This is a genomic window from Streptomyces daliensis (assembly GCF_054782395.1).
In genome coordinates this window covers 82,685-108,367 of the sequence record NZ_BAAGSO010000086.1, presented here as the reverse complement: position 1 = coordinate 108,367, position 25,683 = coordinate 82,685, and the positions used below count along the sequence as shown (strand labels likewise).

24 protein-coding genes are annotated in these 25,683 nt (G+C 72.3%); 4 read left to right on the top strand and 20 right to left on the bottom strand.

Annotated elements, in window-relative coordinates:
- Window positions 1–6: 6 nt before the first annotated feature.
- Window positions 7–534, bottom strand: coding sequence for a hypothetical protein (locus ACYVOO_RS19280; protein ID WP_461016874.1), 528 nt, complete (start codon window positions 532–534; stop codon window positions 7–9).
- Window positions 535–725: 191 nt separating this feature from the next.
- Window positions 726–2,174, bottom strand: a complete 1,449-nt coding sequence (locus ACYVOO_RS19275) for a catalase (RefSeq protein WP_461016873.1) — start codon at window positions 2,172–2,174, stop codon at window positions 726–728.
- A gap of 244 nt (window positions 2,175–2,418) precedes the next feature.
- Between ACYVOO_RS19275 and ACYVOO_RS19270 the strand changes: the two genes are divergently transcribed.
- Complete coding sequence (locus ACYVOO_RS19270; protein ID WP_461016872.1) at window positions 2,419–4,209, top strand: alpha/beta hydrolase; 1,791 nt, start codon at window positions 2,419–2,421, stop codon at window positions 4,207–4,209.
- Window positions 4,210–4,234: 25 nt separating this feature from the next.
- On the opposite strand, the gene ACYVOO_RS19265 is transcribed toward ACYVOO_RS19270, so the two are convergent.
- The 4 genes from ACYVOO_RS19265 to ACYVOO_RS19250 all read right to left on the bottom strand — a co-directional run bounded on the left by ACYVOO_RS19265 (window position 4,235) and on the right by ACYVOO_RS19250 (window position 9,691).
- Window positions 4,235–5,638, bottom strand: coding sequence for an AI-2E family transporter (locus ACYVOO_RS19265; protein WP_461016871.1), 1,404 nt, complete (start codon window positions 5,636–5,638; stop codon window positions 4,235–4,237).
- 308 nt (window positions 5,639–5,946) lie between these two features.
- A complete protein-coding gene (locus ACYVOO_RS19260; RefSeq protein WP_461016870.1) occupies window positions 5,947–6,654 on the bottom strand; it encodes an aggregation-promoting factor C-terminal-like domain-containing protein in 708 nt (235 codons plus the stop codon).
- Window positions 6,655–7,254: 600 nt separating this feature from the next.
- Entirely contained in the window at window positions 7,255–8,577 is a 1,323-nt protein-coding gene (locus ACYVOO_RS19255; RefSeq protein ID WP_453350388.1) for a PhoH family protein, read from the bottom strand.
- A 352-nt stretch (window positions 8,578–8,929) separates the two neighbouring features.
- Complete coding sequence (locus ACYVOO_RS19250; RefSeq protein ID WP_461016869.1) at window positions 8,930–9,691, bottom strand: isoprenyl transferase; 762 nt, start codon at window positions 9,689–9,691, stop codon at window positions 8,930–8,932.
- A 110-nt stretch (window positions 9,692–9,801) separates the two neighbouring features.
- On the opposite strand from ACYVOO_RS19250, the gene mgrA reads away from it, so the two are divergent.
- Entirely contained in the window at window positions 9,802–10,866 is a 1,065-nt protein-coding gene (mgrA, locus tag ACYVOO_RS19245) for an L-glyceraldehyde 3-phosphate reductase (RefSeq protein WP_461016868.1), read from the top strand.
- A 294-nt stretch (window positions 10,867–11,160) separates the two neighbouring features.
- Here mgrA and ACYVOO_RS19240 read toward each other — a convergent pair whose 3' ends face one another.
- Together ACYVOO_RS19240 and ACYVOO_RS19235 are read right to left on the bottom strand one after the other, a co-directional pair.
- Window positions 11,161–11,934 carry a prepilin peptidase gene (locus ACYVOO_RS19240; RefSeq protein ID WP_461016912.1) on the bottom strand — a complete coding sequence of 258 codons (774 nt, stop codon included), beginning with the start codon at window positions 11,932–11,934 and terminating at the stop codon, window positions 11,161–11,163.
- Between the two features lie 83 nt (window positions 11,935–12,017).
- Entirely contained in the window at window positions 12,018–12,992 is a 975-nt protein-coding gene (locus ACYVOO_RS19235) for a GlxA family transcriptional regulator (protein WP_461016867.1), read from the bottom strand.
- Window positions 12,993–13,075: 83 nt separating this feature from the next.
- Between ACYVOO_RS19235 and ACYVOO_RS19230 the strand changes: the two genes are divergently transcribed.
- Together ACYVOO_RS19230 and ACYVOO_RS19225 are read left to right on the top strand one after the other, a co-directional pair.
- On the top strand, window positions 13,076–13,336 hold the full coding sequence (locus ACYVOO_RS19230; RefSeq protein WP_461016866.1) for a hypothetical protein: 261 nt from the start codon (window positions 13,076–13,078) through the stop codon (window positions 13,334–13,336).
- 212 nt (window positions 13,337–13,548) lie between these two features.
- A complete protein-coding gene (locus ACYVOO_RS19225; protein ID WP_461016865.1) occupies window positions 13,549–14,508 on the top strand; it encodes an LppU/SCO3897 family protein in 960 nt (319 codons plus the stop codon).
- Window positions 14,509–14,546: 38 nt separating this feature from the next.
- Here ACYVOO_RS19225 and ACYVOO_RS19220 read toward each other — a convergent pair whose 3' ends face one another.
- From ACYVOO_RS19220 to ACYVOO_RS19165, 12 genes are all read right to left on the bottom strand, one after another.
- Entirely contained in the window at window positions 14,547–15,164 is a 618-nt protein-coding gene (locus ACYVOO_RS19220) for a hypothetical protein (protein WP_461016864.1), read from the bottom strand.
- 9 nt (window positions 15,165–15,173) lie between these two features.
- Window positions 15,174–15,926, bottom strand: coding sequence for an OmpA family protein (locus ACYVOO_RS19215; RefSeq protein WP_461016863.1), 753 nt, complete (start codon window positions 15,924–15,926; stop codon window positions 15,174–15,176).
- A 4-nt stretch (window positions 15,927–15,930) separates the two neighbouring features.
- Window positions 15,931–16,536 carry a hypothetical protein gene (locus tag ACYVOO_RS19210; protein ID WP_461016862.1) on the bottom strand — a complete coding sequence of 202 codons (606 nt, stop codon included), beginning with the start codon at window positions 16,534–16,536 and terminating at the stop codon, window positions 15,931–15,933.
- A gap of 32 nt (window positions 16,537–16,568) precedes the next feature.
- The gene (locus ACYVOO_RS19205; protein WP_461016861.1) at window positions 16,569–17,153 is read right to left on the bottom strand and encodes a hypothetical protein; all 585 of its coding nucleotides are present in this window, start codon (window positions 17,151–17,153) and stop codon (window positions 16,569–16,571) included.
- Window positions 17,153–17,353, bottom strand: coding sequence for a hypothetical protein (locus tag ACYVOO_RS19200; RefSeq protein ID WP_461016860.1), 201 nt, complete (start codon window positions 17,351–17,353; stop codon window positions 17,153–17,155). The genes ACYVOO_RS19205 and ACYVOO_RS19200 overlap by 1 nt, the downstream gene beginning before the upstream one ends.
- Before the next feature lie 185 nt (window positions 17,354–17,538).
- On the bottom strand, window positions 17,539–18,474 hold the full coding sequence (locus ACYVOO_RS19195; protein WP_461016911.1) for a response regulator: 936 nt from the start codon (window positions 18,472–18,474) through the stop codon (window positions 17,539–17,541).
- A gap of 68 nt (window positions 18,475–18,542) precedes the next feature.
- A complete protein-coding gene (locus tag ACYVOO_RS19190) occupies window positions 18,543–19,958 on the bottom strand; it encodes a sensor histidine kinase (RefSeq protein WP_461016859.1) in 1,416 nt (471 codons plus the stop codon).
- A 40-nt stretch (window positions 19,959–19,998) separates the two neighbouring features.
- Window positions 19,999–20,895, bottom strand: coding sequence for a DUF5936 domain-containing protein (locus ACYVOO_RS19185; protein ID WP_461016858.1), 897 nt, complete (start codon window positions 20,893–20,895; stop codon window positions 19,999–20,001).
- A 4-nt stretch (window positions 20,896–20,899) separates the two neighbouring features.
- Window positions 20,900–21,844, bottom strand: a complete 945-nt coding sequence (locus ACYVOO_RS19180; protein ID WP_461016857.1) for a type II secretion system F family protein — start codon at window positions 21,842–21,844, stop codon at window positions 20,900–20,902.
- Between the two features lie 53 nt (window positions 21,845–21,897).
- A complete protein-coding gene (locus ACYVOO_RS19175; protein WP_453347989.1) occupies window positions 21,898–23,259 on the bottom strand; it encodes a CpaF family protein in 1,362 nt (453 codons plus the stop codon).
- 55 nt (window positions 23,260–23,314) lie between these two features.
- Complete coding sequence (locus ACYVOO_RS19170) at window positions 23,315–23,716, bottom strand: TadE/TadG family type IV pilus assembly protein (protein WP_461016856.1); 402 nt, start codon at window positions 23,714–23,716, stop codon at window positions 23,315–23,317.
- Window positions 23,713–25,629, bottom strand: a complete 1,917-nt coding sequence (locus ACYVOO_RS19165) for an AAA family ATPase (protein ID WP_461016855.1) — start codon at window positions 25,627–25,629, stop codon at window positions 23,713–23,715. Before ACYVOO_RS19165 ends, ACYVOO_RS19170 begins: the two co-directional genes overlap by 4 nt.
- Between the last annotated feature and the right edge of the window lie 54 nt (window positions 25,630–25,683).

Here is a 25,683-nt window from a genome sequence, read left to right as displayed (position 1 = left end):
GGGCGCTCACCAGCTTCCCGAGGGGCCGCCGGGCGGCGGGATGGGCTTGGTCTCCTGCGCGGCGAAGGCGTCCTTGACGGCCTGGTCGGTCTTGTAGAAGTCGCTGCCCGCCTTCGCCAGCTTGTCCTTCAGCTCCTCGCACTCGCCGCGGGCCACCTCCAGCCGCGCCTCCCAGGACTGGAAGACCCGCTGGTGCGCCCCGACGCTCTCCAGCCCGTCCACGCCCTTGTCGCCGACGCCCGCGCCCGCCTGCGCGTCCCGCAGTTCGCCGAGCGCGCGGCCGACGTTCCCGTGCAGCGACTCCAGTGACGTCGCCGCCACATCCCAGGGCCCCTTCCCGGACTTCAGCACGCCGGTGCTGCCGTCCCGGCCAGGGCCGTTGCCGCCGGGTCCGCTGCCGACGGGCCCGTCGACCCCCGCGAGCCGCGTCCCGGCGCCGTCGCCGCCGCCCCCAGCGCCGTCGTCGCTGCCGCCGCCGGCGCCTTCGAGGAGCCGCTGCCAGCGCTCCGGTACTCCCGCTCCGTGTTCCGCCATCCCCGTGTCCCCCGGTCCGTTCGCGATCCGTCGGCGCTTCCACGATCGAGCCGCGAACGTAGCAAAGGGGACGGCCGGGGGAATCCGTCTCCACAAAAGCCCCACGGACCACACGTGAGCACACGAGGGCGCCCCCGCCGGTGCGGCGGGGGCGCCGTGCGCGTCGGGGGGCTGGCTTCCGGCCCCGCCCCTCAGCCGCCGTTGACCTTCGCGGCGATGCGGTCTCCGACGTTCTTGTCGATGTTCCGCCAGTACTGGAGGGCCCGCTCCAGCACCGGCTTGCTGACGCCGTCGAGCAGATGCCCGGCCGCGTTGTTCACCAGCCGTTCCCTGGCCGCGTCGTCCAGCACCTGGCGCACCTGGGTGCCCGCCTGGCCCCAGTCGTCGTCCTCCCGGCGCAGCGTGTACGCCTCGCGCACCATCTCCGTCGCCTCCACGTCCCAGCCCGTCGGCAGTCCCGCGACGCCGGTCTGTGCCTCGGGTCCGCCGTACGAGTTGGGCGCGTAGGGCCGGGCCACGTCGGGCGAGACATAGCGCATGGGGCCGTCCTTCGCGTACGAGTGGACGGGGGCCTGCGGCCGGTTGGGCGGGAGCTGCGCGTAGTTCGGGCCGATGCGGTAGCGGTGCGTGTCCGGGTACGAGAAGAGGCGGCCCAGCAGCATCTTGTCCGGGGACGGGCCGATGCCAGGCACCAGGTTGGAGGGCTCGAAGGCGGCCTGCTCGATGTGGACGAAGAAGTCCTCCGGGTTCTTGTTGAGCGTCATCCGGCCGACCTCGATCAGCGGGTAGTCGCCGTGCGGCCACACCTTCGTCAGGTCGAAGGGGTTGAAGCGGTAGTCGGGCGCGTCGGCGAACGGCATGATCTGCATGTAGAGCGTCCACGAGGGCGCGTCGCCCGCCGCGATGGAGTCGTACAGATCGCGCCGGTGCACATCCGCGTCGGCCCCGGCCATGTGGTCGGCTTCCTCCTGCGTGAAGAAGTCGATGCCCTGGTCGGTCTTGAAGTGGTACTTCACCCAGAACTTCTCGCCGCCCGCGTTCACCCACATGTAGGTGTGCGAGCTGTAGCCGTTCATGTGGCGCCACGTCCTGGGGATGCCGCGGTCGCCCATCAGCCAGGTCACCTGGTGTGCCGACTCCGGGGACAGGCTCCAGAAGTCCCACTGCATGTCGTGGTCCCGCAGGCCGCTGCCGAAGTGGCGCTTCTGGCTGCGGATGAAGTCCTGGAACTTGCTCGGGTCACGGACGAAGAAGACCGGGGTGTTGTTCCCGACCATGTCGTAGTTGCCGTACTCCGTGTAGAACTTCAGCGCGAAGCCGCGCGGGTCCCGCCAGGAGTCCGGGCTGCCCTGTTCACCGGCGACGGTGGAGAAGCGGGCCAGCATGGGCGTGCGCTTCCCGGGCTGGAAGAGGTCGGCCTTGGTGAACTGGCTGACGTCGTTGGTCACCTCGAAGACGCCGTAGGCGCCGCCGCCCTTGGCGTGGACGACCCGCTCGGGGACCCGTTCCCTGTTGAACTGGGCCATCTTCTCGATCAGGTAATGGTCCTGGAGCAGGATCGGGCCGTCGGTCCCGACGGTGAGCGAGTGTTCGTCGCTCTCCACCGGGATGCCGACGTTGGTGGTCGTGTAGTCGGTCATGTGGTTGCGTCCTCCCGTGTAGGGGGGCTGGTACGGGATGCGCGATCGCCTTCCCCAGGAAAACTCGCCGACGGACTGTCGGCAACTGCTTGGACGGAGTCCAGTCCTAAACTCCGTCGATCCGATGAGACGGACGACGAGACGGCCGAGGCAACCTCTCCTCCCTCACCCGCGTCCCTGGAACCGGCACCTCACCCTTTACCGTGACATCGGGAATGATCAGGACGGCCGGGAGACCGCACACATGCCGCAGCACCAGGCCGTCCAGCGCACGGCCCGCGCGGGCCGCCGCGCGGGCCGCCGTCTGCTCGCCCTCGCCCGCCGCCCGTACTGGGACAGACCCGACGCGCGCCTGCTGGTCCGCCGCTGGCCCGCGCTCGTGCCCCTCTGCACGGCGACCGTCTTCTTCTGGCTCTCCCTCACCCCCTCCCTCGTCCCCCGCCCCTGGTTCCTCCAGGGCGTGATCGGCGGAATCACCGCTGCCATCGGCTACGCCATCGGAGCGCTCGCCGCCTGGCCGACACGCCCCCTCCTGCGTCGCCTCGCCCGGCGGCCCCTCGCCCGCAGGCTGGTCCCGTGGCGCCCTGCCGAGCGGGCGCGGGCCCACGCCTGGCAGGCGTACTACGTGCTGGCCGCCGGGCTGACCGTCCTGTGCCTGTCCGAGAGCGCCCGGATGCAGCGCGAGCTGCGGCGGCTCCAGGAGATACCGGAGACGCTGACCTGGCACTCGCTGATGATCACGCTGATCGCCTGCGCCCTGTGCGGGCTGCTGGTGCTGCTGGCGCGCGCGGTGCGCCTGGGCACGCGGCGGCTGATCCAGGGCCTGGGCCGCTATGTGCCCCGGCCCTTCGCCGTCGTCGCCGGGCTGCTGATCAGCGCGACGGCCGTCGTCTTCGGCACCCGCGACGTCGTCTTCGACAGGGGGATCGTCGACATCGCGGCGCGCGTCGCGGAGACCACGAACCAGGGCACCAAGGACGGCATCTTCCGGTCGGGCTCCCCTTACGTCTCCGGCGGCCCCCGCTCCCTCGTCAACTGGGACGACCTGGGCTACGAGGGCCGCAACTTCACCGGCTCCGTCCTCACCCCCTCCCGCATCACCAGCGTGACGGGCCGCCCGGCGAAGCCGCCGGTGCGCGTGTACGTCGGACGGCAGAGCGCGGACGGCTACGAGGAGGCGGCCAGGCTGGCCGTCGCGGAGCTGGAGCGGACGGGCGGCTTCCGGCGCGACGTGCTGGCCATCGCGGGCACGACGGGCATGGGCTGGGTCAACTCGACGGACGCGGAGCCGCTGGAGTACCTGCACGGCGGCGACACGGCGATCGTGGCGGCGCAGTACTCGTACCTGCCGAGCTGGGTCTCCTTCCTCGTCGACAAGGAGCAGGCGGGCCGCGCCAACCGCGCGCTCGTCGAGGCGGTACGGGGGCGCTGGCTGCGCGAGCCGGAGGAGCGGCGGCCGAAGCTCGTCGTCTTCGGCGAGAGCCTGGGGGCCTACGGCATCGAGGCGGCGTTCGACGGCGCGGACGACCTGCTCGCCAAGGTGGACGGCGCGGTACTGGCCGGGTCGCCGAACTTCTCGCCCATCCGGAACGAGATCACAGAGCGGCGGGCGCCGGGGAGCCCCGTGTGGCGGCCCGAGTACGAGAAGGGGCGCAACTTCCGCTTCGCGCAGTGGCCGCGGAAGGACCTCGCCCGGCCGGGGGGCGCGTGGGAGCGGCCCCGGGTCGTCTACCTCCAGAACGCCTCGGACGCGATCGTCTGGTGGTCGTGGGACCTCGCGCTGAACCGTCCCGAGTGGGTACGGGACCCGCTCGGACCCGACATCACGACCGAGGTCGACTGGTTCCCGTTCGTCACCTTCTGGCAGACCACCGTGGACATGGCCGTCTCCTACGGCGTCGACGCGCCGCACGGCCACCGCTACGGCACGGGCTCCGTCGAGGCGTGGGCCGCAGTGGCCCCGCCCTCCGACTGGTCCCGTGCCGACCTCCGCCACCTGAAGCGGTTCATGGAGGCGAGGGAAGCGCCGTACTGACCGTCCCCGCGATCGTCAGCGACCGTCAGCGCTCGCCGTCCGGCGAGGACGAAGAGGCGGAGGGAGAGGGGGACGCCGAGGCGGGCTCCGAGGCGGGCGCGCTCGCGGAGAGCGCCGCCTCGGCGGTGGCGGGGTCGCCCGGCCGCGCGTCCGGCGACGGAGGCGCCGCCTTCATCGCCTGCTCGTGCGAGTACGTCTTCAGATAGCCGACGACGGTGTTGAGCACCGCCACCAGCGGCACCGCCACCACGGCCCCGGGAATCCCCGCGATGAGGCTGCCCCCGGTCACGGCGAGCACCACCGCGAGGGGGTGCACCCGCACCAGGCGGCCGAGGATGAAGGGCTGGAGGATGTGGCTCTCGATCTGCTGGACCAGGAGGACGACGGCCAGCACGAGCAGCGCCGTGAAGATGCCGTTGGTGACGAGCGCGACCAGCACGGCCAGCGCCCCGGACAGCACGGCGCCGACGATCGGGATGAAGGCGAAGACGAAGATGAAGACGGCGAGCGGCACGGCCATCGGCACGTCGAGGAAGTAGATGCCGATGCCGATGAAGATCGCGTCGATCATGGCCACTATCACCGTGCCGCGCACATAGCCGGTGAGCGTGATCCAGGCCCGGGGCCCCGCGCCCGCGACGCCCTCGCGCGCGGCGCTCGGCACGAAGTTCATGGTCCAGCGCCAGATCCGGCGCCCGTCGTACAGCAGGAACAGCGTCACGAACATCGCGAGCACCGCGCCCGAGAGGAACTCGAAGACGACGGTGACGCCTTCCAGCCCGGCCGTGGTGACTTCCTTGCTGTTGTCGCCGACCCAGTCGCTGACGTTCTTGGCGATGTCGTTGATCTGGGCCTCGGAGACATGGAACGGGCCGGTCGTGGCCCAGCTCTTCAGCTCCTCGATGCCGTCCTGCACCCGGTCGGTCAGGGTCGGCAGGTTCTCCATGATCTGCCAGACGACGAACCAGCCGATCAGCCCCATCACGACGAACCCGGTGATGAAGGTGATGGCGGTGGCCAGGCCCCTGCCGAGGCCGAGGCGCTTGAGGCGCGCGACCGTGGGCTGGAGCAGCGCGGTGATCAGGAGCCCGGCGGAGAAGGAGAGGATCAGCAGGCTGATCGTGCTGATCACCTGGATCAGCACCCAGATGACCCCGGCGAGGATGAGCAGCCGCCACCCCACCTCGGCCGCGACCCGTACGCCCCAGGGCACCACGGTGGCCGGTTCCGGCTTGGCGCCTATGGCGGGCGCGTAGTCGGGCGGCGCGGGGACGCGCCGGGGCTCCACGCGAGTCGAACCCGGTACCGGGGTGTCCGCGGGCCTGTCGTTCACGGCCTCGTCACCGACCGCGTCCTCGGCCCGCCGCTCGGCGGCCCGCGCCGCCCAGCGCTGCGCGCCGGACCACAGCCTGTCGAACCTGCTCGTCATCCCACGTCCTCCGCCCCCGATTGCCTGCGTCTGCCCTGCCTGCCGGGCCCCTGCCGGGCCCGTGCGGGTCCCGCCCGGTGCCTGACGGAGCCCTGCCGTCTTCCGTTGCCGTCCGGAGGACGACGTTACCGGCGCGCAAGGTTGCTTTTCGGCCGGACGCGCGAACAGTGATCATCGCAACGCGGGGCGGGGCGGGCCCCACGAGTGCCCCGGAACCGGTCGCCGGAACGCGCGATGCCCCTGGTCCGGGTCGGGACCAGGGGCATCGCGGAAAGCTGTGGAGTTGTGGAGCTGTGTGGCTCGTTACCTCAGTACCAGTTGTTGGCCTGCCAGAAGTCCCAGGCGCCACAGGGGCTGCCGTAACGGTCGTTCATGTAGTTCAGGCCCCACTTTATCTGGGTGGCCGGGTTGGTCCTCCAGTCGGCACCCGCGGAGGACATCTTGGAGCCGGGCAGTGCCTGGACGAGACCGTAGGCGCCCGAGGAGGCGTTGGTGGCCTTGTAGTTCCAGCCCGACTCGCGCTCGACGATCTCCGAGAAGCACTGGAACTGGCCGCCGCCGACGATCTGCTGGGCCATGGACTTGACCTCAGAGATGCTGTAGGAGGACTGCGGGGCGAAGTCACCGGCGTCGCGCTCCGACGAACGGCTCGCTGCCTCCTGCTTCTTCTCCCGCTCCTTGGCCAGCTTCTCGGCCGCCGCCTTCTCGGCCGCTGCCCTCTTGGCCGCCGCGTCCTTGGCGGCCTTCTTGCGGGCAGCTTCCTCAGCGGACTTCTTCGCCTCCGCTTGGGCAGCCGATGAAGCGGTGTCTGCCTGCTGCGTGAGGGAAGCCGTCTGTACCTGGGTCTGCTGACCCGCCGGTATGTCTGCGAGGAGCGTCGCGTCAGCCGCGGTGGCCTCGACGTCGTTCGCCGTCTGCCCTTGCTGGCTGCCCGAAGCCACACCGACGACGGCGCCGACGGTGGTGACCGCGGTGGCAGACGCCACGGCGAATCCCCGGACGGAGATCCGAGTCACACGGTTTCCTTCCAACGTGCCCGCTTGAGTGACCGCGCGGGCGCATTCTTGCCCCTGGCACTGACCTCCCCTGGTACGTGGCCACTGGAGGTACGGGCCCGGTGGGTCCCGCCGAACGGATCGGCGAGCCCGCGTGGTGCTTCGGGCGGCATACGGCGACTGCTGTTCAGTTCTGTACTGCGTGTGCTGCCGCACCCCTGGGGGTGCTGGTGTGCCGTATGCGGGGCCTGACAGAAACCACACCCTGCCGGACGCGTATGGCTTGAGGCAATTCTGTGCCGAGTGGGAAAGCTCACAGGGGGTTTGGGCCCAGAGGTTTTCGGAAACACGGGCGCGCCGCCTCCGGTTGGGGCTAAGCTACTGCGCCCCATTCGCCACATGAGTGACCCCGCGTCAACTGAGCCTCGGATTCCCGCAGGTCAGGACGGATTGCGTCAAGCGTACGGCACGGATCTCCGCAGAGCGAAAGCGCCCCGCGTGTCCACGCGCGACTACGTCAGAGGTACGCGCTTTTCGGACAGTCGGACCCCGGAGGACGGCAAAGGCGCCGGCCCCGCCGAAGCGGGACCGGCGCCGGATGCCCCGATGCGCTCAACTCCCTCAGAGGGGGCTTTCCTCCAGCATTTCGGTCACCAGCGCCGCGATCGGCGAGCGCTCCGAACGGGTCAGGGTGATGTGCGAGAAGAGGGGGTGCCCCTTCAGCTTCTCGACGACGGCGACGACCCCGTCGTACCGACCCACGCGCAGATTGTCCCGTTGTGCCACGTCATGGGTGAGAACTACCCGCGATCCGGCGCCGATCCGCGAGAGCACCGTCAGCAGCACGTTCCGCTCCAGCGACTGGGCCTCGTCCACGATGACGAAGGCGTCGTGGAGGGAGCGGCCGCGGATGTGCGTGAGCGGCAGGACCTCCAGCATGCCGCGCCCGACGACCTCCTCGATGACCTCGCGCGATGTGACGGCGGAGAGCGTGTCGAAGACCGCCTGGGCCCACGGGTTCATCTTCTCGGCCTCGGTGCCCGGCAGATAGCCCAGCTCCTGCCCGCCGACCGCGTACAGCGGCCGGAAGACCATCACCTTCTTGTGCTGCCTGCGCTCCAGCACCGCCTCCAGGCCCGCGCAGAGCGCCAGGGCGCTCTTGCCCGTACCGGCCCGGCCGCCCATCGAGATGATGCCGACCTCGGGGTCGAGGAGGAGGTCCAGGGCGATGCGCTGTTCCGCGCTTCTGCCCTTGAGGCCGAACGCCTCCCTGTCGCCGCGCACGAGTTTGATGCGCCCCTCGGGCGTCACCCGGCCGAGTGCCTTGCCCTTCTCCGACTGGAGCACCAGCCCGGTGTGCACGGGCAGCTCGGCGGCCTCGGGCACGAAGGCGCTCTCGGCGGCGAACAGTTCGTCGATGTCCTCGCCCGGGAGGGTCAGCTCGGCCATGCCGGTCCAGCCGGAGTCCGTGATCGCGAGTTCCGCGCGGTACTCCTCGGCGAGCAGGCCGACGGACGACGCCTTGATGCGCAGGGGCAGATCCTTGGAGACGACGGTGACGTCGTACCCCTCCGCCTGGAGGTTCCTGGCCACGGCCAGGATGCGCGAGTCGTTGTCGCCGAGCCGGAAACCGGCGGGGAGAACCGTCGTGTCGGAGTGGTTCAGCTCTACCCTGAGCGTCCCTCCCTGCTCCCCGATCGGGATCGGGGCGTCGAGCCTTCCGTACCGGATCCGGTACTCATCCAGCCTGCGGAGCGCCTGGCGTGCGAAATAGCCGAGTTCCGGGTGGTGACGCTTGGCCTCCAACTCGGTGACGACCACGACCGGCAGCACGACCTCGTGCTCGTCGAACCGGTCCATGGCTGTGGGGTCGGCGAGCAGCACGCTGGTGTCGATGACATACGTGCGCCGGTCGAACTCGTTGCGCTTCTTGCTGGTCACCACGGGTGGACGAACCCCCTCGTGAGATCGGGGAGCGACAGCGTCGCGAGGGACGGAGCCGGTCCGCACCCGCACAGAGCGGGCCGGGGACCGGCCCTCCTCGTCGTCCGCACGAGCCGTGCGGTCGTCCGTGGTCTGCAAATCGGGCCTCCCGGCGGCCGGACCCATGGATCGGGCTCGGCCAGAAGGGATATTCCCCCGCGGCCCCACAACCATGCAATGGCATATGACGCCACACCGAGTGGACGAATGCCGGGGGCCGCTGGTCACCTCTGTTAAAGAGGAGGCCAGGCGCGCGCTCCGTCCCGTTCACGGGCCCCGTCAGGGCCCGGCGTGGGAGCTGCGCGTCAGGGTGTCAGTTGCCGTAGCGCCGGTGGCGGGCCGCGTAGTCGCGCAGGGCCCGCAGGAAGTCGACCTTGCGGAACGCGGGCCAGAAGACCTCGCAGAAGTAGTACTCGGAGTGCGCGCTCTGCCAGAGCATGAAGCCCGAGAGGCGCTGCTCGCCGCTGGTGCGGATGACGAGGTCGGGGTCGGGCTGGCCGCGCGTGTAGAGGTGCTCGGAGATGTCCTCGACGGTGAGGTTCTCGGCCAGTTCGTCCAGGGTCACGCCGTGCGCGGCGCGGTCGGCCATGAGGGAGCGGACGGCGTCGGTGATCTCCTGTCGTCCGCCGTAGCCGACGGCGACGTTGACGAGTATCCCGTCGATGTCCCCCGCCTGCTGCTCGGCCTTCTTGAGCACCTGCTGCGTACGGTCGGGCAGCAGGTCGAGCTGGCCGACGTGGTGCACGCGCCAGCGGCCGTCGCCCGCCAGATCGCGCACGGTGTCCTCGATGATGCCCAGCAGGGGCAGCAGCTCGTCCTCGGCGCGGGTGAGGTTGTCCGTCGAGAGCAGCCAGAGCGTGACGACCTCGACGTCCGTCTCGGCGCACCAGCTCAGCAGCTCCTGGATCTTGCTGGCGCCCGCCTTGTGCCCCTGCTCCGTCGTGCCGCCCGACGCCTTGGCCCAGCGGCGGTTGCCGTCCAGGATGACGCCGATGTGCTTCGGCGCCCTGTCGTGGTCGAGGCGGTCCTCCACCCGGCGCGCATACAGCCTGTACACCAGGTCACGAAGCTTCATGGGAATGGCCAGCCCCTCCATGCCGAGTCAGGAATTCCTGAACCCTACTGCCGCTCACCCGCGCGGGCGAAGTCGGGCCACCCACACAGCCCCTTGATAGGAAAGGGGGTATGACGCACGACGCTCTTCTCCCCTCCCCCTACTCCCCGTACCGCGCCGACGACGCGCGCTACGACGCGATGGAGTACCGCCGCACCGGGCGCTCCGGGCTCAAGCTGCCCGCGATCTCGCTCGGCCTGTGGCACAACTTCGGCGACGACAAGGCCCTGACCACCCAGCGCTCCATCCTGCGCCGCGCCTTCGATCTGGGCGTCACGCACTTCGACCTGGCGAACAACTACGGGCCGCCGCCCGGCTCGGCCGAGCTGAACTTCGGCAAGCTCCTCGCCCAGGACTTCCGCCCCTACCGGGACGAGCTGGTCATCTCGACCAAGGCGGGCTACCGGATGCACCCGGGCCCGTACGGCGAGTGGGGCTCGCGCAAGTACCTGCTCTCCTCCCTGGACGCCTCGCTGAAGCGGATGGGGCTCGACTACGTCGACATCTTCTACTCGCACCGCTTCGACCCGGACACCCCGCTGGAGGAGACGATGGGGGCGCTGGCCTCCGCCGTACGGCAGGGGAAGGCGCTGTACGCGGGGATCTCCTCGTACAACGCGCGGCGGACCAGGGAGGCCGCGGGGCTGCTGCGCGAGATGGGCGTGCCCGCGCTGATCCACCAGCCCTCGTACTCGATGCTGAACCGCTGGACGGAGGAGGACGGCCTCCTCGACACGCTGGAGTCGGAGGGCATGGGCTGCATCTCCTTCGCGCCGCTGGCGCAGGGCCTGCTCACCGACAAGTACCTCGACGGCATCCCGGAGGGCTCGCGCGCCGCGCAGGGCAAGTCGCTCGATCCAGGGCTGCTCTCCGGCGAGGTGCTGCGGCGGCTGCGCGGGCTCAACGACCTCGCCGAGCGCCGGGGCCAGTCGCTGGCCCAGCTCGCGCTGTCGTGGGTGCTGCGCGACGCGCGGATGACCTCGGCCCTGATCGGCGCGAGCAGCGTGCGGCAACTGGAGGCGAACGTCGCCGCGCTGAGCGGTCCGAAGCTCACCGACGACGAGCTGCGGGAGATCGACTCCTACGCGGTGTCCGAGCCCGGCACCAACATCTGGGCCCGCAGCAGCGAGAGCTGACGCGGTAGGCCGGTCTCCCCGCGGTCCGGCCCGGCGCGCCGGGCGCGCTCCGGCGCGGCCGGGCGGCGCGCGGGGAACGGGCGCCGTGGCACGTCAGGGAAGAGAAGCGGCCCCCGCGCACGGTGCGCGGGGGCCGCTCTGCTGCTCCGAGCCGTGCCGGAGACGAAAAGCGGGCCGGTCCGTGGGGGGGGATACGGACCGGCCCGAGGGGGGGTTTCCACCATAGCCCCTATGAGGCCGTGCTTCGTGCATCAACTACCTGGCCCGCCGTGGCGCGCCCCTCCGGCGGAGGGTTCACGCGGCGAGGGCGCCCAGCAGCAGCCCGCCCAGCGCGCCCGTGACCATGAAGGGGCCGAAGGGCATGGCCGTCTTGCGGCCGGCGCGCCGCGCGGCCATCAGGGCAAGGCCGTAGAGGGCCGCCAGCAGGAAGCCGAGGAACGTACCGGCGAAGACGACGTCCCACCCGTACCACCCAAGAGCGACCCCCAGTGCGATCGCCAGCTTGACGTCGCCGAAGCCCATACCGCGCGGGTTGATGAGAAACAGGACGAAGTAGACGGCGGCGAGCACGGCTCCGCCCAGCAGCGCCCGTAACCAGCTCCCCCCGGCGCCCGGCAGCAGCGCGGCCACCCCGAGCAGGGCCGCCGTTCCGGCCGCGAGGGGCAGCGTCAGCACGTCGGGGAGCCGCCGGACGCGGCGGTCCACGACGGCCAGGAGCAGCGCGAAGGGCGCGGCCAGCAGCCACACGGCCAGCTCGGGCCGCACCCCCACGGCCGCGGCGAAGGACGCGCAGACGGCGGCGCACGCGACGGGGTGGCACAGGGCGCCCCTCGCGTACGGGGCACGGGCTGCGGGCTGCGCCTGGGGGGTGCGGGTGCGGTGGTCGCAGCGAGCACAGCGGGCGCGGCCCAGCCAGCCGCGCGCCGGGCCGTCGAGCGGGTGGCCCTCCGGGCAGGCGGCGCGCCAGGGCTCCCCGGGTTCCACGGCGAGCCGGTAGGCGGCGCGCGGCAGCAGCGCCCCGGCCAGGGCGCCGTACGCGGCGGCGCACCCCGCGAGCGTCAGCGTCAGCAGCACGCGGCGAGCCTACGCGCGCGGGACGCGGCCGGGGCGCTGTCGGGACGCGGTCGGGGCGCTGTCGGGACGCGGTCGGGTCATCCGGCCGCGGGGACGCGGGGGCCGCGGAAGGTGCGGCGGTACGCCTGCGGCGTCGTGCCCAGGCGACGCAGGAAGTGGTGCCGCACGGCCGCCGCGTTGCCGAACCCGGCGCGCGCCGCGATGGCGTCGACCGTCAGATCGGAGTCCTCCAGCAGATGCTGCGCGAGCAGCAGCCGCTGGCCCAGCATCCACTGGTACGGCGTCGTGCCCGTCTCCTGCTGGAAGCGGCGCGCGAAGGTGCGGGGCGCCATGTGGGCGCGGGCCGCGAGGCGTTCGACGGTGATCTCCTCGTCGAGATGCTCCCGCATCCAGGTCAGGGAGCCGCCGATGGCGTCGTCGTCCTGGACGGGCGGCAGCGGGTGCTCGATGTACTGCGCCTGGCCGCCGTCCCTGTGCGGCGGGACGACCATGCGCCGCGCGATGGCGTTCGCGACCTTGCTGCCCTGCTCCTGGCGGACGAGGTGGAGGCAGGCGTCGATACCGGCCGCCGTGCCCGCCGAGGTGATGACCGGGTCGGCGTCGACGTAGAGCACGTCGGGCTCGATGAGGGCACGCGGATACCGGAGCGCGAGGTCGTCCGTGTGGCGCCAGTGCGTCGTGCAGCGGCGCCCGTCCAGCAGTCCGGCCGCGCCCAGCAGGAACGCGCCCGAACACACGCTCAGCACGCGTGCGCCGCGCTCGACCGCGGCGCGCAGGGCCGCCAGCAGATCGGCGGGGAAGTCCCGTACGGCGTACTCGCTCCCCGCGGGGACGGCGACGAGGTCCGCCTCGGCGAGCCGGTCCAGGCGGTGCGTGGCGTCGAGGGTGAAGCCGGGATTGACGCGTATGGGCGGGGGTTCGGCGGCGACGACGGCGAAGTCGTAGACGGGCAGGCCCTGATCGCTGCGGTCCATGCCGAACACCTCGCAGACGACGCCGAGTTCGAAGGCGTTGACCCCGTGGGTGACCGCGACGGCCACGTTCTTCAGCATGCCGTTCAGTGTGGCAGTAATTCGATGGATGGCGACAGTCCTGCCACTGCCGCGACGCCTGCCGGGCGGCCAGAGTGGAGGACATGAACACGGTCTCCGACGCACTCCACGCCCTTGCCGCACTCCTCGACTACACCGTCCCGGCGGGCCTGCTCGTCCTGTTCGCCCTCCCCTCCCTCCTCAACCACCGCCACGAGCGCCGTATCGACCGCCAGTTGCGGGACGCGGAGCGTGGCGGGGGTGCTGTCCGGCGCCGTACGGGGGTCGGCCGCCGGACGAGCGGCGGGCCCGTCGCCCTCGCGCCCGGAACCTGCCAGGTGCGGGGCGCGGGGCACGCCGCCTGAGGCGGGCCCGCACGCCGTACCCCGTACGCCCCGGAACCCGAGTTGCGGGTTTCCGGGGCGTACGGGCGCGTTGGGGCGCGCACGGGTCTCGCCCAGCGCGCCCGCGTCCGTCAGCATGGATGCGCACGGCGATCACCGTCGGGGGAACGGGCCGTGCCGGAGCCGTGCCGGACGAGCCGGACGAACCGGGACTTGCGGGGACGGGGAGCCCAGTGAAGAGACCGTGGGAGCGGGCAGGGAAGTCGGCCGGAGCGTGGGAGGAGCGTGAGGGGTGGGAGGACGGGGAGGGGGCGTCGGATGTGCCCGGTGCCGTCGACATCGGTGACGGTGACGGCTCACGCGACCGGGCGCGGCGCGGGCGCTGGTGGCTGGTCATCGCCGCCGCGCTCTTCGCCACCGTGATCCTGCCGAAGATGGTCGGGCCCGAGAGCCACTCGGCGCCCTCCCCGGCCGCGTCCGCGCCCAGCACCGGCCCCTCCTCCTTCACGGGCGCCCCCTCGACGCTCCCCCAGGCCCCCGTCTCGCCGAGCACCGGCACGGGCACGGTCGCCGGTACCGGGACCGGCGACCCCTCCGGTGCGCCCGACCCGTATCCGGGGACACCGGCAGACGGCGGTGCGAGTGCGGGGTCAGAGCCCGCCACGGCAGCCGCGTTCCGTGCCGTGGAGGCGGGCCAGTGCCTGTCCGTGCACCGGGTCGGCAGCGAGTGGAGCGCCGCCGCACCGTCGGCGGCCGTCACGGTGGACTGCTCGGCCGGGCGCGCGTACGTCCGCGTCACCGACGTGCGCTCCCGTACCGCCGACTGTCCGGACGGCGACGGCCGCGCCCACTGGTCCCACACGTCCGACGGACGGACCACCGCGCTCTGTCTGACGCGCCAGTTCCACAAGGGTGACTGCCTGCTCGCGCTCTCCGACGGGGCGGACGGCGCCGGGACCGACAGCGCGGGCGCTGACGCCGGGAGTGTGCGGGCCGATCTGATGTCGGCGCCCGACTGCGCCACGGGGCAGCCGCCGTCCCCGTACGACCGCGTACTGACCGTCACGGGCATCCACCGCGACGCGCCGGACCCCGTGCCGCAGGGGCTGTGCGCGCGGCGCGTGAGCGACGACCGCCAGTACTGGACGTGGGAGGTGGGCGGCGGGACGGTGGTGTGCGCGGCGGAGCGGTAGACGGCCGTGGGCCGGTGGGTTCGAGAGGGCGCGTCGAGTCAGCCGTCGGCGTGCCGGGGCGGGCGCCGGGTGGCGACCGTCATCACGACCACGCCGAGGAGCAGCACGAAGGGCAGCGCGTAGGCCCCGGCCAGGGCGAAGTAGGGGATGCCCGTGACGGCGGCGGGGACGCAGTACAGCGCGGCGGCGAGCGACAGGACGCACTGCACGCGGGGCGGGCCGTAGCGGTTGAGGCGGACGACCAGGGCCGCGCATACGGCCGCCCACAGCATCGCCCTGGGCTCCCCCAGCGCGAGCGCGTCCCGTACGGCCTCGGCGGCGCGGTACCAGCCGTCGCCGCTCATCGCCTCCATCGAAGCCCTGAACCCGTGCGCGTAGCGGGGCAGTTCACCGGCCAGCACGCCCCGGCCGAACTCGCCCACGTCGGCGCGCACCAGCTCGGTCACCAGCAGCAGCGCCAGGCCGAGGCTCTGCGCGGCGCCCGGCAGCCAGCCGACGGCCCACGCCCTGGCCCGGCCCGTGCCGGGGGCGGCGCGGGGGTGGGGGCGCGGGTGAGGGCTGCGATCGGGTCCGGTGCCGGGATCGCGCTCGGGGTCGGGCTCGGGGTCGTCGGGGCCGGGGTGGGCGGCGGGGTCCGGGGTCTGCAACGTGGTCACCGGCGGCCCTCAGTCCTTCCGCGGGAAGGAGACCTCGACCCTGCGGTTCTTCTTGCGGCCCTCTTCCGTCTTGTTGTCGGCGATCGGGTAGTCCTCGCTGTATCCGCGCACGTTGAAGGAGATCTCCGAGCCCAGCTCGTCGGCCAGCGCCTTCTGGACGACGCTCGCGCGGTTCTTGGAGAGCGTCCTGCCGTGTGCGTAGGAGCCGAGGTCGTCGGTGAAGCCGAAGACGTTGACCTCCGTCGACTCCTGCCGTTCGATCTCGTCGGCGAGATCGCGGATGCGGGAGCGGGCGCCGCTGTTCAGCTTGGAGCTGTCCTTGGGGAACAGCACCTCGGCCTGGAGCGTGAACTTGGTCTTCTCCGTGCTGTCCTCGCGCCGCTCCTCGCCGCCCAGGTCCTCGGTGACGAACTTGATGTCCAGCACCTTCGAGGGGGCGAGCTTCGCCCCGTCCGCGAGCCTGAGCCCCGCCGCATCCGGGTCCACCTTCACGGGCGGCTCGGCGTCCCCGATGTTGTCCGGCGGCTCACTGAACTTCGGCTCAGCGCCACCTGCCCCGGCCCCCGCGTCCTCCTCCCCGGGGAGGGAGGGGCCGCCGGTGGGGATGGTGGTGGGGTCGTCGGAGCCGGGGAGGGAGGGGCCTGGTGCGGGGGACGGCGGAGGCGAGGGTGCCGCCTGGGCCGTGGAGACGGTGCCCGCGGTGAGCAGTGCGGCGCACGCGGACGCGCTGACAGCGATCCGCACGGTATGGACACGCGCCATGCCGTCACTCCCCCTCGGAGATCTGGAGCGTCGCGGGCGGCATGTCCGCGATCTGGAAGTCGATCTTGTTGTTGTCCTCGGGGGGCGCCGGGAACTGCGCGTACCACGTCTTGCTCTCGCCGCCCTTGATCCCGCCCTGGAACACCGTGCACAGGCAGCGGCCCTCCGTGTCCCGGAGGATGTAGTAGCGCTTCTTGCCGACCTTGTCGACGAGCTTCGCCCCGGCCATGGAAGAGGCGTTCTTGGCCGCCAGTTCCTCCTCGTCGCCCGACCAGCTCGGCGAGAGCCACAGCCCGCTGCCGCCGTTGGCCACGGTGCCGGTGATGGTGACGAAGCCGCCCTCTTCTCGCTTGGCGGAGTTGAAGGTCAGCGTGATGTCGTCGCTTCCCTTCACCTCGGCGAGCACCTCGTCGCCGTCCGAGCCCGCGTCGCCTCCGCCGCCCTTGTCGCCACCGTCACCGCCACCGTTCTCGGAGGAGCCGGGCGACGCGTCGGCCTCGTCCTTCCCGTCGTCGCCTCCGCCGCAACCGGCGACCGCGAGAACAAGGCCGGTGGTGATCGCCACAGCGGTCATTCCCCTGCGGTGCTTCATGGTGCGCCGAATGGTCATGGGTCGCTCGTCCTCTGTTCGTCGTTCGGTCATCAGTCGACCAGCACCACCGAGAAGAGGTCCGACGGCTCCAGGGCCAGATCCTCGTCATCGGGGTCGATGGTGAAGTCCTCGCCGTCGCAGGTGATCTCGATGTCCCCGGCGCCCTCGCCGAAGTCGCACAGCGGCTTGACGACCGCTGTGGCGGTCGCCTTGGCCGTCTTGTTCTCGGTGCCCGGGACGATGGTCCTGCCCGTGTCGAAGCGCGTCTCGATCCGCACGGTGTATCCGCTGTCGGCGCCGCGCGTGATGGCGTCGCAGGCGAGGACGTCGGAGCGGTTGCGGCCCGCGAAGTACTCGGCCTCGCCGCAGCCGTCCGCGGTGATCTCGCCGAGTCCGTCCAGCCAGTCCTGCCAGGAGTCGCCGTCGCCGAGGGAGTCCAGGAAGCCGTCGAAGAACTGGTCGCGGTCGCTCTGCGCCGCCGCGAGCGCTGCGGCGTCGGCGGCGGACTGCCCGCCGTTCCGTACGGTGCCCGCCTGGGCCACGGCGAAGAAGGCGAACGCGAGGAAGAGCAGCCCCGAGATCACCACGCCGTACATGATGAGGGTCTGGCCCTCATCGCCCTGGCGGCGTTCCACTAACCGATGACGGCGCCGACCCAGGCGCTGATCGCGCCCGAGATCCGCCCGGCCAGGCCCAGCCCCTGGATGGCGACGATGATCCCCGCGACCAGGATCAGCATGCCCACGTATTCGATGATGTTCGCGCCCCTGTCCGCGTCGCGTCCGCGCATGCGCTTCGTGACGCGGTTCCGCCAGCTCCGCATGGACTTCGACATCCTGGTCTCCTCTGATGGTCAGTACCGGCAGGCACTCCGCGCCTTCCGGCGTGGCACCGGCCGGTGACCGGCCGGTGCCACTCCCACTGCTGGCACAGGGAACGTACTCACTCGCGCGGGCCCCGCGCATGGGCCCGTGGGCCCAACTTCGGGAGCCGGGGCCGGAGTTCGCTGCGGGGCGGGCGTCAGGCATGGGGGGACGCTCCATGGCCGGGGCCGGGGCCGGGGGCCGTGCCGAGCCACAGGGCTATGGCCTCGCTGCGGCTGGTGGCGCTGAGCTTGGTGAAGATCCGGTTGATGTGGTTCTTGACCGTCTTCTCGCTGATGAAGCAGGTGGCCGCTATCTGCGCGTTGGTCATGCCAGAGGCGATCAGGCCCATGACCTCCGCCTCCCTCCCGCTCAGGCCGTAGCGCTCCCTCGGTCTCCCTCGCCCGCGCGCCGGGCCCGTGCCGGGATCCGGGCCCCTTCCCAGGGCCGCCCGTGCTCCCGTCGCCCACCGTCGCTGCCTGAACGCAGACTGTGCCACATCGGCCTCCGGGGGCGAAGACCCGTACGGAAGCTGGGGTGGATTGGGCGGGTTTGGTGAAGGGGGGCGCGGGGTCGCGAGGGCGTGGGTGGCCGTCGGGGTGAAGGGGGCTCGGCCCGCGCGGATGTCGTGGACGGAGGCGGCCAGCTGGTCGGCGGTGAACTCACCGTGGACGAGGTAGCCGCCCGCGCCCAGCCGTAAGCACTCGTGGACGGTCTCGCGCTCGCGGCTGTACGTGAGCATCAGCACCGGAGCCAGGGGCACCAGCAGCGGCAGGGCCGCGAGGCCGTCGGCGCCGGGCATCCGGACGTCGAGGAGGACGACGTCGGGACGGTGGCGGCGCGCGGCCTCGTACGCCTGTCGGCCGTCGGACGCCTCGGCGACGACGTGGATGTCCTCGCGCCCTTCGAGGAGCGCGGTGAGCCCCGCCCGTACGACGGGGTTGTCGTCGGCGACGACGACGCGCAGCGGCCCCGGCACCACGCCCCCGCTCTCCCCCGCCGTCCCGTGCGACGGGGTGTGCTCCGCGCTGTGGAGGGCGGCGGAGTGGGCCGAGGTGTGCTGTGAAGCGTGCGCCGGTGGCACGGGGTACATCTGGGACACGGACACGGCCTCCTCTCCGGTGCTGCGGACGCTTCGGGTGCTGCGGGCCGACGGGGTCATCAGGCGCCCTCACGATCGGGTGAGGCATCCCCAGCCTGGGGACGGGTAATCGCCGCGAGGGGGAGTTCGAGGCGTACTTCCGTTCCCCTGGACGCGTCGCCCCTGCCGATGCGGATACGGGCCCCGATCTGCGCGGCCCGCTCCACCATGCCGAGCAGCCCGAAGTGCCCCGTCCTGCGGAGGTCGTCGAGGGAGAGGGACGGCGGGAGTCCGCGTCCGTCGTCGTAGACGCTGATGCGGTACGTGCCGTCCACCGTTCCCGCGCTGACGTCCAGGCGGGTGGGGTCGGCGTGCCGGCGGGCGTTCTCCATGGCCTCGGAGGCGATGGTGAGGGCGTGCCGCGCCACGGCCTGCGGCACCAGAGGGCTCCCCGGTGCCGGGCCCGAAGACGACGGCGACGGCGACGGCGACGAGAACGCCGCCCGCAGTCCCGTCCGCGCCGCGAAGTCCGCCACGTGCTCCGCGAGCCGCGCCCCCAGGTCGACGCCGGCGCCGTAGCCCGACTCGCGCCGCAGGTCGGACAGGATCTCCCGGGACTCGGCCGCGGCCTTGCGCGCCGAGCCCGCCACCTGGGCCGCCTGGTGGCGCACCGTCATGGGGTCCATGCGGTCGGCCGAGGCGGCCAGCCCGTCGGCGGCGAGGGCGAGGCCGTGCAGGGTCTTGGCGACCGAGTCGTGCATCTCCCGTGCCAGGCGGGTGCGTTCCGCCTCCACCGCGTCGGCGACGGCCAGCCGCGAGCGGGCCTCGGACAGCGCCTGGCTCGCCGTGCCGAAGTGGAACATGAGGTTGCGCAACGTCACCCCGACCACCCCGGCCGCCACGCAGAACCCCGCCAGCAGCAGCGTGCTCGCCGGGGAGCCGAGCTTCTGGGCCCACGCGCTGTAGGCCCCGGCGAGCACCAGGATCTGGAACCCCGTGAAGACGCCCGCGCCCCGCCACCCGTACAGGAGCCCCGCCAGCAGCGGCGTGCTCACCGTGGCGTAGCCGACCGGGGAGTTGGGCGTGGCGGTGAGCAGGAGCAGCGCGAGGAAGAGGACGTCCCCCGCGAGGAGGGAGGGGTGACGCAGCACGAGGGGGCCGAACCGCTCCCAGTCCCGTAGCAGGGCGTAGGAGACGAGGAACGTCAGCAGTACGGCGCCGCCGACCAGCCAGGCGGCGAAGCCCCCGGCGGTGCGGTTGAGCGCGAAGGGCGCGCCGATGGCGAGCATCGCGAGCCGGAAGCCGAAGACCTGGCGGCACAGGGCCTGGAGTGCGTTGAGCTGGATCGGGATGCTGGGCGCGGGCGCGTCGGCCGAGGTGACGCCCCCGGCGGCGGCGTTCTCGTACGTGTCCGGGTACGCATCCCGGTACGTGCTGTCCCCGTACGCGTCGGACGGCCCCACGCGCACCCCGTGCACCCCACGCACCCCGGACACCCCGGACACCCCGGACACCCCGCGCGTCCCGTACACCCCGTCACCCGCCCAGCACAGAACCGAAGTCGGTGTCCGAGCCGAGGATGAAGGTGGCCACGATCAGGATCAGCGTGCCGGGCAGCAGGAAGCCGATCGTGGTCATGGTCGCCTTGGGGACCGTCTTCGCCGCCTGGCGGCGCGCGTTCTGCGCGTCGGTGCGCCGCATGTCCGTGGCGATCTGGATGAGGGTCTCGGCGATGGGCGCGCCCAGTTCCTCGCCCTGCTGGAGCGCGGTGACGAACTGGTCCACCTGGTCGCTCGCGTTCCGCTTCCGCAGCTCGTCGAACGCCTGGCGGCGGCTGACGCCCATGTCCATCTGGCGCAGGGTGATGTGCAGTTCGTCGGCCCAGGGCCCCTTGTAGCGCTCGGCGACACGCTCCAGCGCCTGCCGGAAGCCGAGCCCGGCCGAGACGACGACGGCCAGCACGTCGAGGAAGTCGGGGAGCGTGCGCTCGATGACGTGCTTGCGGTCGCGGATGGCCTGCCAGATCATCATGTCGGCGGCGAACCAGCCGAAGGCCAGCACCAGCACCGTGAACAAGAGGCTCCCGGCGGAGAGCCCGACCAGGCCCATGACGACGCCGAACATGCCGTAGGCGGCGCGCCGGGCCGCGTAGCGCTGGATGGTGAGGCCGCCGGGGTTGCCCGCCTGGTCGATCTTGCGGCGCTTCTTGTTGACCTGCTTGGCGCCCATGAGCCGCAGCACGGCGGGCGCGAAGCGCATGCCGAGGCGGTCGACGGCCGCCTCTCTGGCCGTGGTGCGGGTGGCGCCGACTTCGAGTGCGACGGCCAGGTCGGCGGGGAGCCTGGTCTCCGCTCGGTACATGCGGAGGCCCGCGCACACGCCGTACACGCTCACGCCCACGACGGCGGCGAGGAGGAGCCCGAGAGCGGTCATCGCGTCACACCTCGATCTTCCCGAGACGGCGGATGACGAAGAACCCCGTCGCGAAGAGTCCGACGGCGACGAGCATCGCGGCCTGCCCGACCGGCGATCCGGTGACCTTGGCGAGGGCCCCGGGCATCATCGAGTTCATCATCAGCATCGCGCCGAGCCCGAGCACGGGAACGGTGAACGCGGTCGCGTTGACCTCGGCCAGCATGGTGCGGACCTCCCTGCGGGTCTCCTTGCGCTCCTCCAGGGTGACGGTGAGGTTGCGCAGGGAGCCGACGATGGTGCCGCCCGCGCGGTTGGAGAGCACGAGGGTCGTGACGAGGACGACCAGTTCGCGCGAGGGCAGCCGCTCGGCCAGTTCGCCGAGCGCGTCGTCGATGGAGCGGCCGACGGCGAGCTGGTTGGTGACGATCGTCAGCTCGTCGCCCGCCGGGGCCTCCAGCTCCTCGGCCGCCATGCCCAGCGCCGTGCGCAGGGCGAGCCCGGCCGAGGTGGCGTTGGCGAGGATGCGGGCCAGTTCGGGGAGCTGGTTGATGAACTGCTCGGTGCGCCGCTGCCGCTGGTGGTTGAGGAACGCGTTGGCCGCCAGCACGCCCAGCAGGCCCGCCAGCGGCCCGAAGAAGGGGGCCAGCACGGAGGCGGCGATCAGCCAGAGCCCGGTGGCGGCGGCCAGCATGTAGACGAAGAACTCGCCGGGCGTCAGGTCCAGGCCCGTGGCGGCCAGCTTGAGCTGGATGCGCCGCCCCAGCTTCGTACCGCGCAGCCTGCGGTCCACCCCGGTGAAGCGGCGGCCCCGCCCCTCGGGCAGTTCGTAGCCGGGGCCCGTGGTGGAGAGCCGGTCGATGAGGGCCTGGCGGTGGGCGCGGCCCGCGGCGTACGTCAAGACCCCGGCGGCGGCGAGCACGACCGCCAGCAGCGTGGCGCCGAGGGCGAGTTGAGCGGTGGAGTCCATGTCGGGGTCCTGTCGGGGGTCCTGGGGCCGGGCAGGGGCGGGGAGGGGGCGCGCTAGGGCTGGGGGGCCGCCTCCCTCGTGGCCACCTGGTCGGCGCTGCGCGCGACGCCGAAGACCGGGGGCACGGCCTCGCCCGCCATGTGGATGCGGTCGGCGGTACGGCGCGGCACGGGCAAGTGCTCGAAGGTGCCGTGCACCTTCCCGTCGGCGGAGGCGGGGCGGGCGAGGAAGCGGGAGACCGAGGCGATCTGGAACGTCTCCCTGCCGTGCGAGGCCAGCAGCGAGATCTCGACGACCTTGCGCGAGCCGTCGCCCATCCTGGCGAGCTGGATGATGACGTCGACGGCCGAGTTGATCTGGTCCTGGAGCGCGGGGAACGGGATCTCGACCTCCGACATGGACGCCAGCGTCTGGAGCCGCATCAGCGCGTCCTCCGAGCTGTTGGCGTGCACGGTGGCCAGCGAACCGTCGTGCCCGGTGGACATCGCCTGGAGCATGTCCAGGGTCTCCCCGCCCCTGACCTCGCCGACGATGATGCGGTCGGGGCGCATGCGCAGCGAGTTGCGTACGAGGTCGCGCACCGTGATCTGGCCCTTGCCCTCGACGTTCGGGGGCCGCGTCTCCAGCCGGATGACGTGCTGCTGCTGGAGTTGCAGCTCGGCCGCGTCCTCGACGGTGATGATGCGCTCGCGCTCCGGGATGAGCCCGGAGAGCGCGTTGAGCAGGGTGGTCTTCCCGCTGCCCGTGCCGCCGGAGACGATCAGGTTGAAGCGGGCGCGGATGAAGGCGGAGAGCAGCGAGACGATGTGCTCGTCGAGGGTGCCCAGCGCGATCAGCTCGTGCAGCGCGTACGCGCGCGGGAAGCGGCGGATGGTGAGGGTGGGGCCCGTGAGGGCCAGCGGCGGGATGATCACGTTGACCCGCTCGCCCGTGGGCAGCCGCGCGTCGACCATCGGGTTCGACTCGTCCACGCGGCGGTTGACGGTGGAGACGATGCGCTCGATGGTCTGCATGAGCTGCTCGTCGGACGCGAACCGCACGGGCACCTGCTCGACGCGGCCCGCGCGCTCCACGAAGACCTGGTCGGGGCCGTTGACCATGATCTCGGTGATGGTCGCGTCCTCCAGGAGCGGTTCGAGCACGCCCAGGCCCAGCGCCTCGTCCACGACGCGCCGCACGAGGAGGGCGCGGTCCTGGGTGGCCAGTACGGGGCCCTCGCGGCTGATGATGTGCCCGAGGACACGCTCCAGGCGGGCGCGGCGCTCGTGCGGGGCGAGCGCCGACATCTCGGCGAGGTCGATCTCCTCCAGGAGCTTGGTGCGGTAGGCCGGTACGAGGTGGGCTGTGCCGTCGGCCGGGGCAGGACCGCGCTTGGCGGCCCCGTCCGGAGCGGCGATACGGCCACGCAGACTCATGTCGCCCGGCCTCCTTTCCTGGGTTCCTGGGTTCCTGGTCGCTGGTCGCTGGTCGCTAGTCGCGGGGCATGGTCGCGGAGCGGGCCGCGCCGCCGAAGTCGCTGATGCCGGGCACGATGGAGGGGATGGTGACGGTGGTGGTAACGGTGACCTCCTCGCCGCCCCCGGCGAGGGCGAAGCTGCTGCGGGACGCGGTCCACCCGGACATGGCGGCCCTGCCCGTCGCCTCGTAGGAGTCGGCGATGTCCTCCTGGCTGGCGGTACGGGCCGCTGCGCGGGCTCCCGTACCGGCCTGCTGGACGGCGTACCCGACGATCCCGAGCTGGATCGCGACGACCGCGACCAGCAGCAGGAGCGGCAGCATCCCAGCGAACTCCAGCGAACTGGACCCCCGGTCCCCCCTGTTCCCCATGACGGTCCGGGCCCGGCGGAACGCCTCGCGGCGAGCGCCCGTCATGGCCGTCCCTCCTCCGCCGCGCCCGCACGGCCCGAGACCGTGAAGGGGAGGTTGCCCGCGCCGGGGAAGAGGATCGGGGTGCGCAGGTCCACGTCGGCCCTCCAGAGGTTGCCCGTGAGCTGGCAGCTCACCGTCGAGTTGGCCGCCCACTGGGCGGGGAGGTGCTCCGTCGCCGCCGACGCGCAGGCGCCCTGGGGGTCGCCGTCGGCAGCGGCCGAGGTCGCGGCGCGGGCCGCCTCGTCGGCGGCGTTGCCCGCGAGGGAGAACGTGTAGCCGATCAGCACGCACTGCCACAGGATCGCGAGCACGACGAGCACGATGGGCGCCATCCCCGCGAACTCCACGCTCAGCGCGCCCCGGTCACCCCGGTCATCTCGGTCACCTCCGTTCTGCGGCGGCCCCTCCGCTAAGCCCTCGTCGTCGCCTTCGCCCGTCGCGCCCCCGCGCTTGCGGCGGCCGAAGGAGAGTGCGCCCCGGTCGGAGCCGTACCGGCCACGGCTCCCGGGCGGGAGCGCACGGTGCGCGCCCGTACCGCCGGAGCCGCCGGGACCGGGCCCGCCAGGCCCCCCGGGTGCCGCGCCTGGCCCGCCCGGCAGCGCCCGGCGGTCGCCCGGGACCGGCGAGACGGCGCCTCCTCCGGGGCCCACCGCGCCGCCGCCCTTCGCGGGCTTCCGCTTGTTGCGCTGCTTCCCCGCCGCCCCGCCGAAGCCGCCCCTGGCTCCGTTCTCGGTGTTCTCGGTGTTCTCGGTGACCAGGCCCAGTTCGCCCGCGAGCCCCCACAGCGCCTGGCGCACCGGGCCGCGTGCGTCGAGGTCCTGCATGCGGCCCGCGTCGACGGCGGTCTGCAACTCCTTGAAGTTCGCGGGGACCGTCGAGCGCGCCACCGGCGTGCCCACGATGCGGGCGATGAGCGGCGGCTGGATCTCGGTGTGCCGGGAGGCGCGGTTGACGATGGTCAGCGTCTCCTCCGCCTTGCGGATCTGGAGCCGGTCCCACATGCGCACCATCCGCTTCGCGGCGCGTACGGAGACGACGTCGGGCGTGGTCAGCAGCAGGGCGCGGTCGGCCAGCTCGATCGCGGCGGCGTTCCCCGCGTTCAGCTGGGTGCCGCAGTCGACGACGACGATCTCGTAGCGCGCCTTCATCGCGCCGATGATCTGCCGCGCCCCCCTGTCGTCGACCTCCTCGCCCCGCTCGCCCTCCCCCGGCGCCAGCAGCAGCCCGAGCCCCGACTCGTGGGTGAAGACGGCGTCCTGGAGCACGCGCGGGGAGATGTCCTTGATGCCCGCCAGGTCGGCGGCCGAGCGGCGGAACTGCACGTCCAGGTAGGAGGCGACGTCCCCGGACTGGAGGTCCATGTCCACCAGCGCCGTGCTCCGGCCCGACGCCGCCGCTGCCAGCGCCAACTGGACGGCGGTCAGCGTCGTGCCCACTCCCCCCTTCGCGCCGGTCACCGCGACGACATGGCCGCCGGGCCCTGGCGCCGCGTCCCCGCCGCCCGTGAGATGGCGGCGTACGCCCGTCGCCCAGGCAGCCGCTGGGCCGACGCGCGCCGCGACCTCGTCGTACGCGAGCGGCAGCCCGACCACGCCGCGCGCGCCCGCGTCCATGGCCGCCGAGTACAGCGCCGGGCTGGTGTCGCGGGCGATGAGGATGACGCCGACGGCGGGGAAGCGCAGCGCCGTCTCGCGGATCAGCTCCAGCGCGGGCAGCGGGCCGATCAGCTCGTGCACGAGGACGACCTCCGGCAGGTCGTTCAGCGAGACGGCGGCGAGCTGCGCCAGACCGTCCAGGAGCTGCGTCGAGTCGATGGCGGGCGGGACGGGCTCGCTGTCGGGCAGCTGGCTGAGCAGGGCGACGACGGACCTGGCCGCGTCAGGATCGCTGACGGCCGGCTGGATGCGGGTAACCATCGGTGGTCTCCTGCCTGTTCCTGAGCCTCTTCAGCCTCTTCGGGGGCCTTGTTC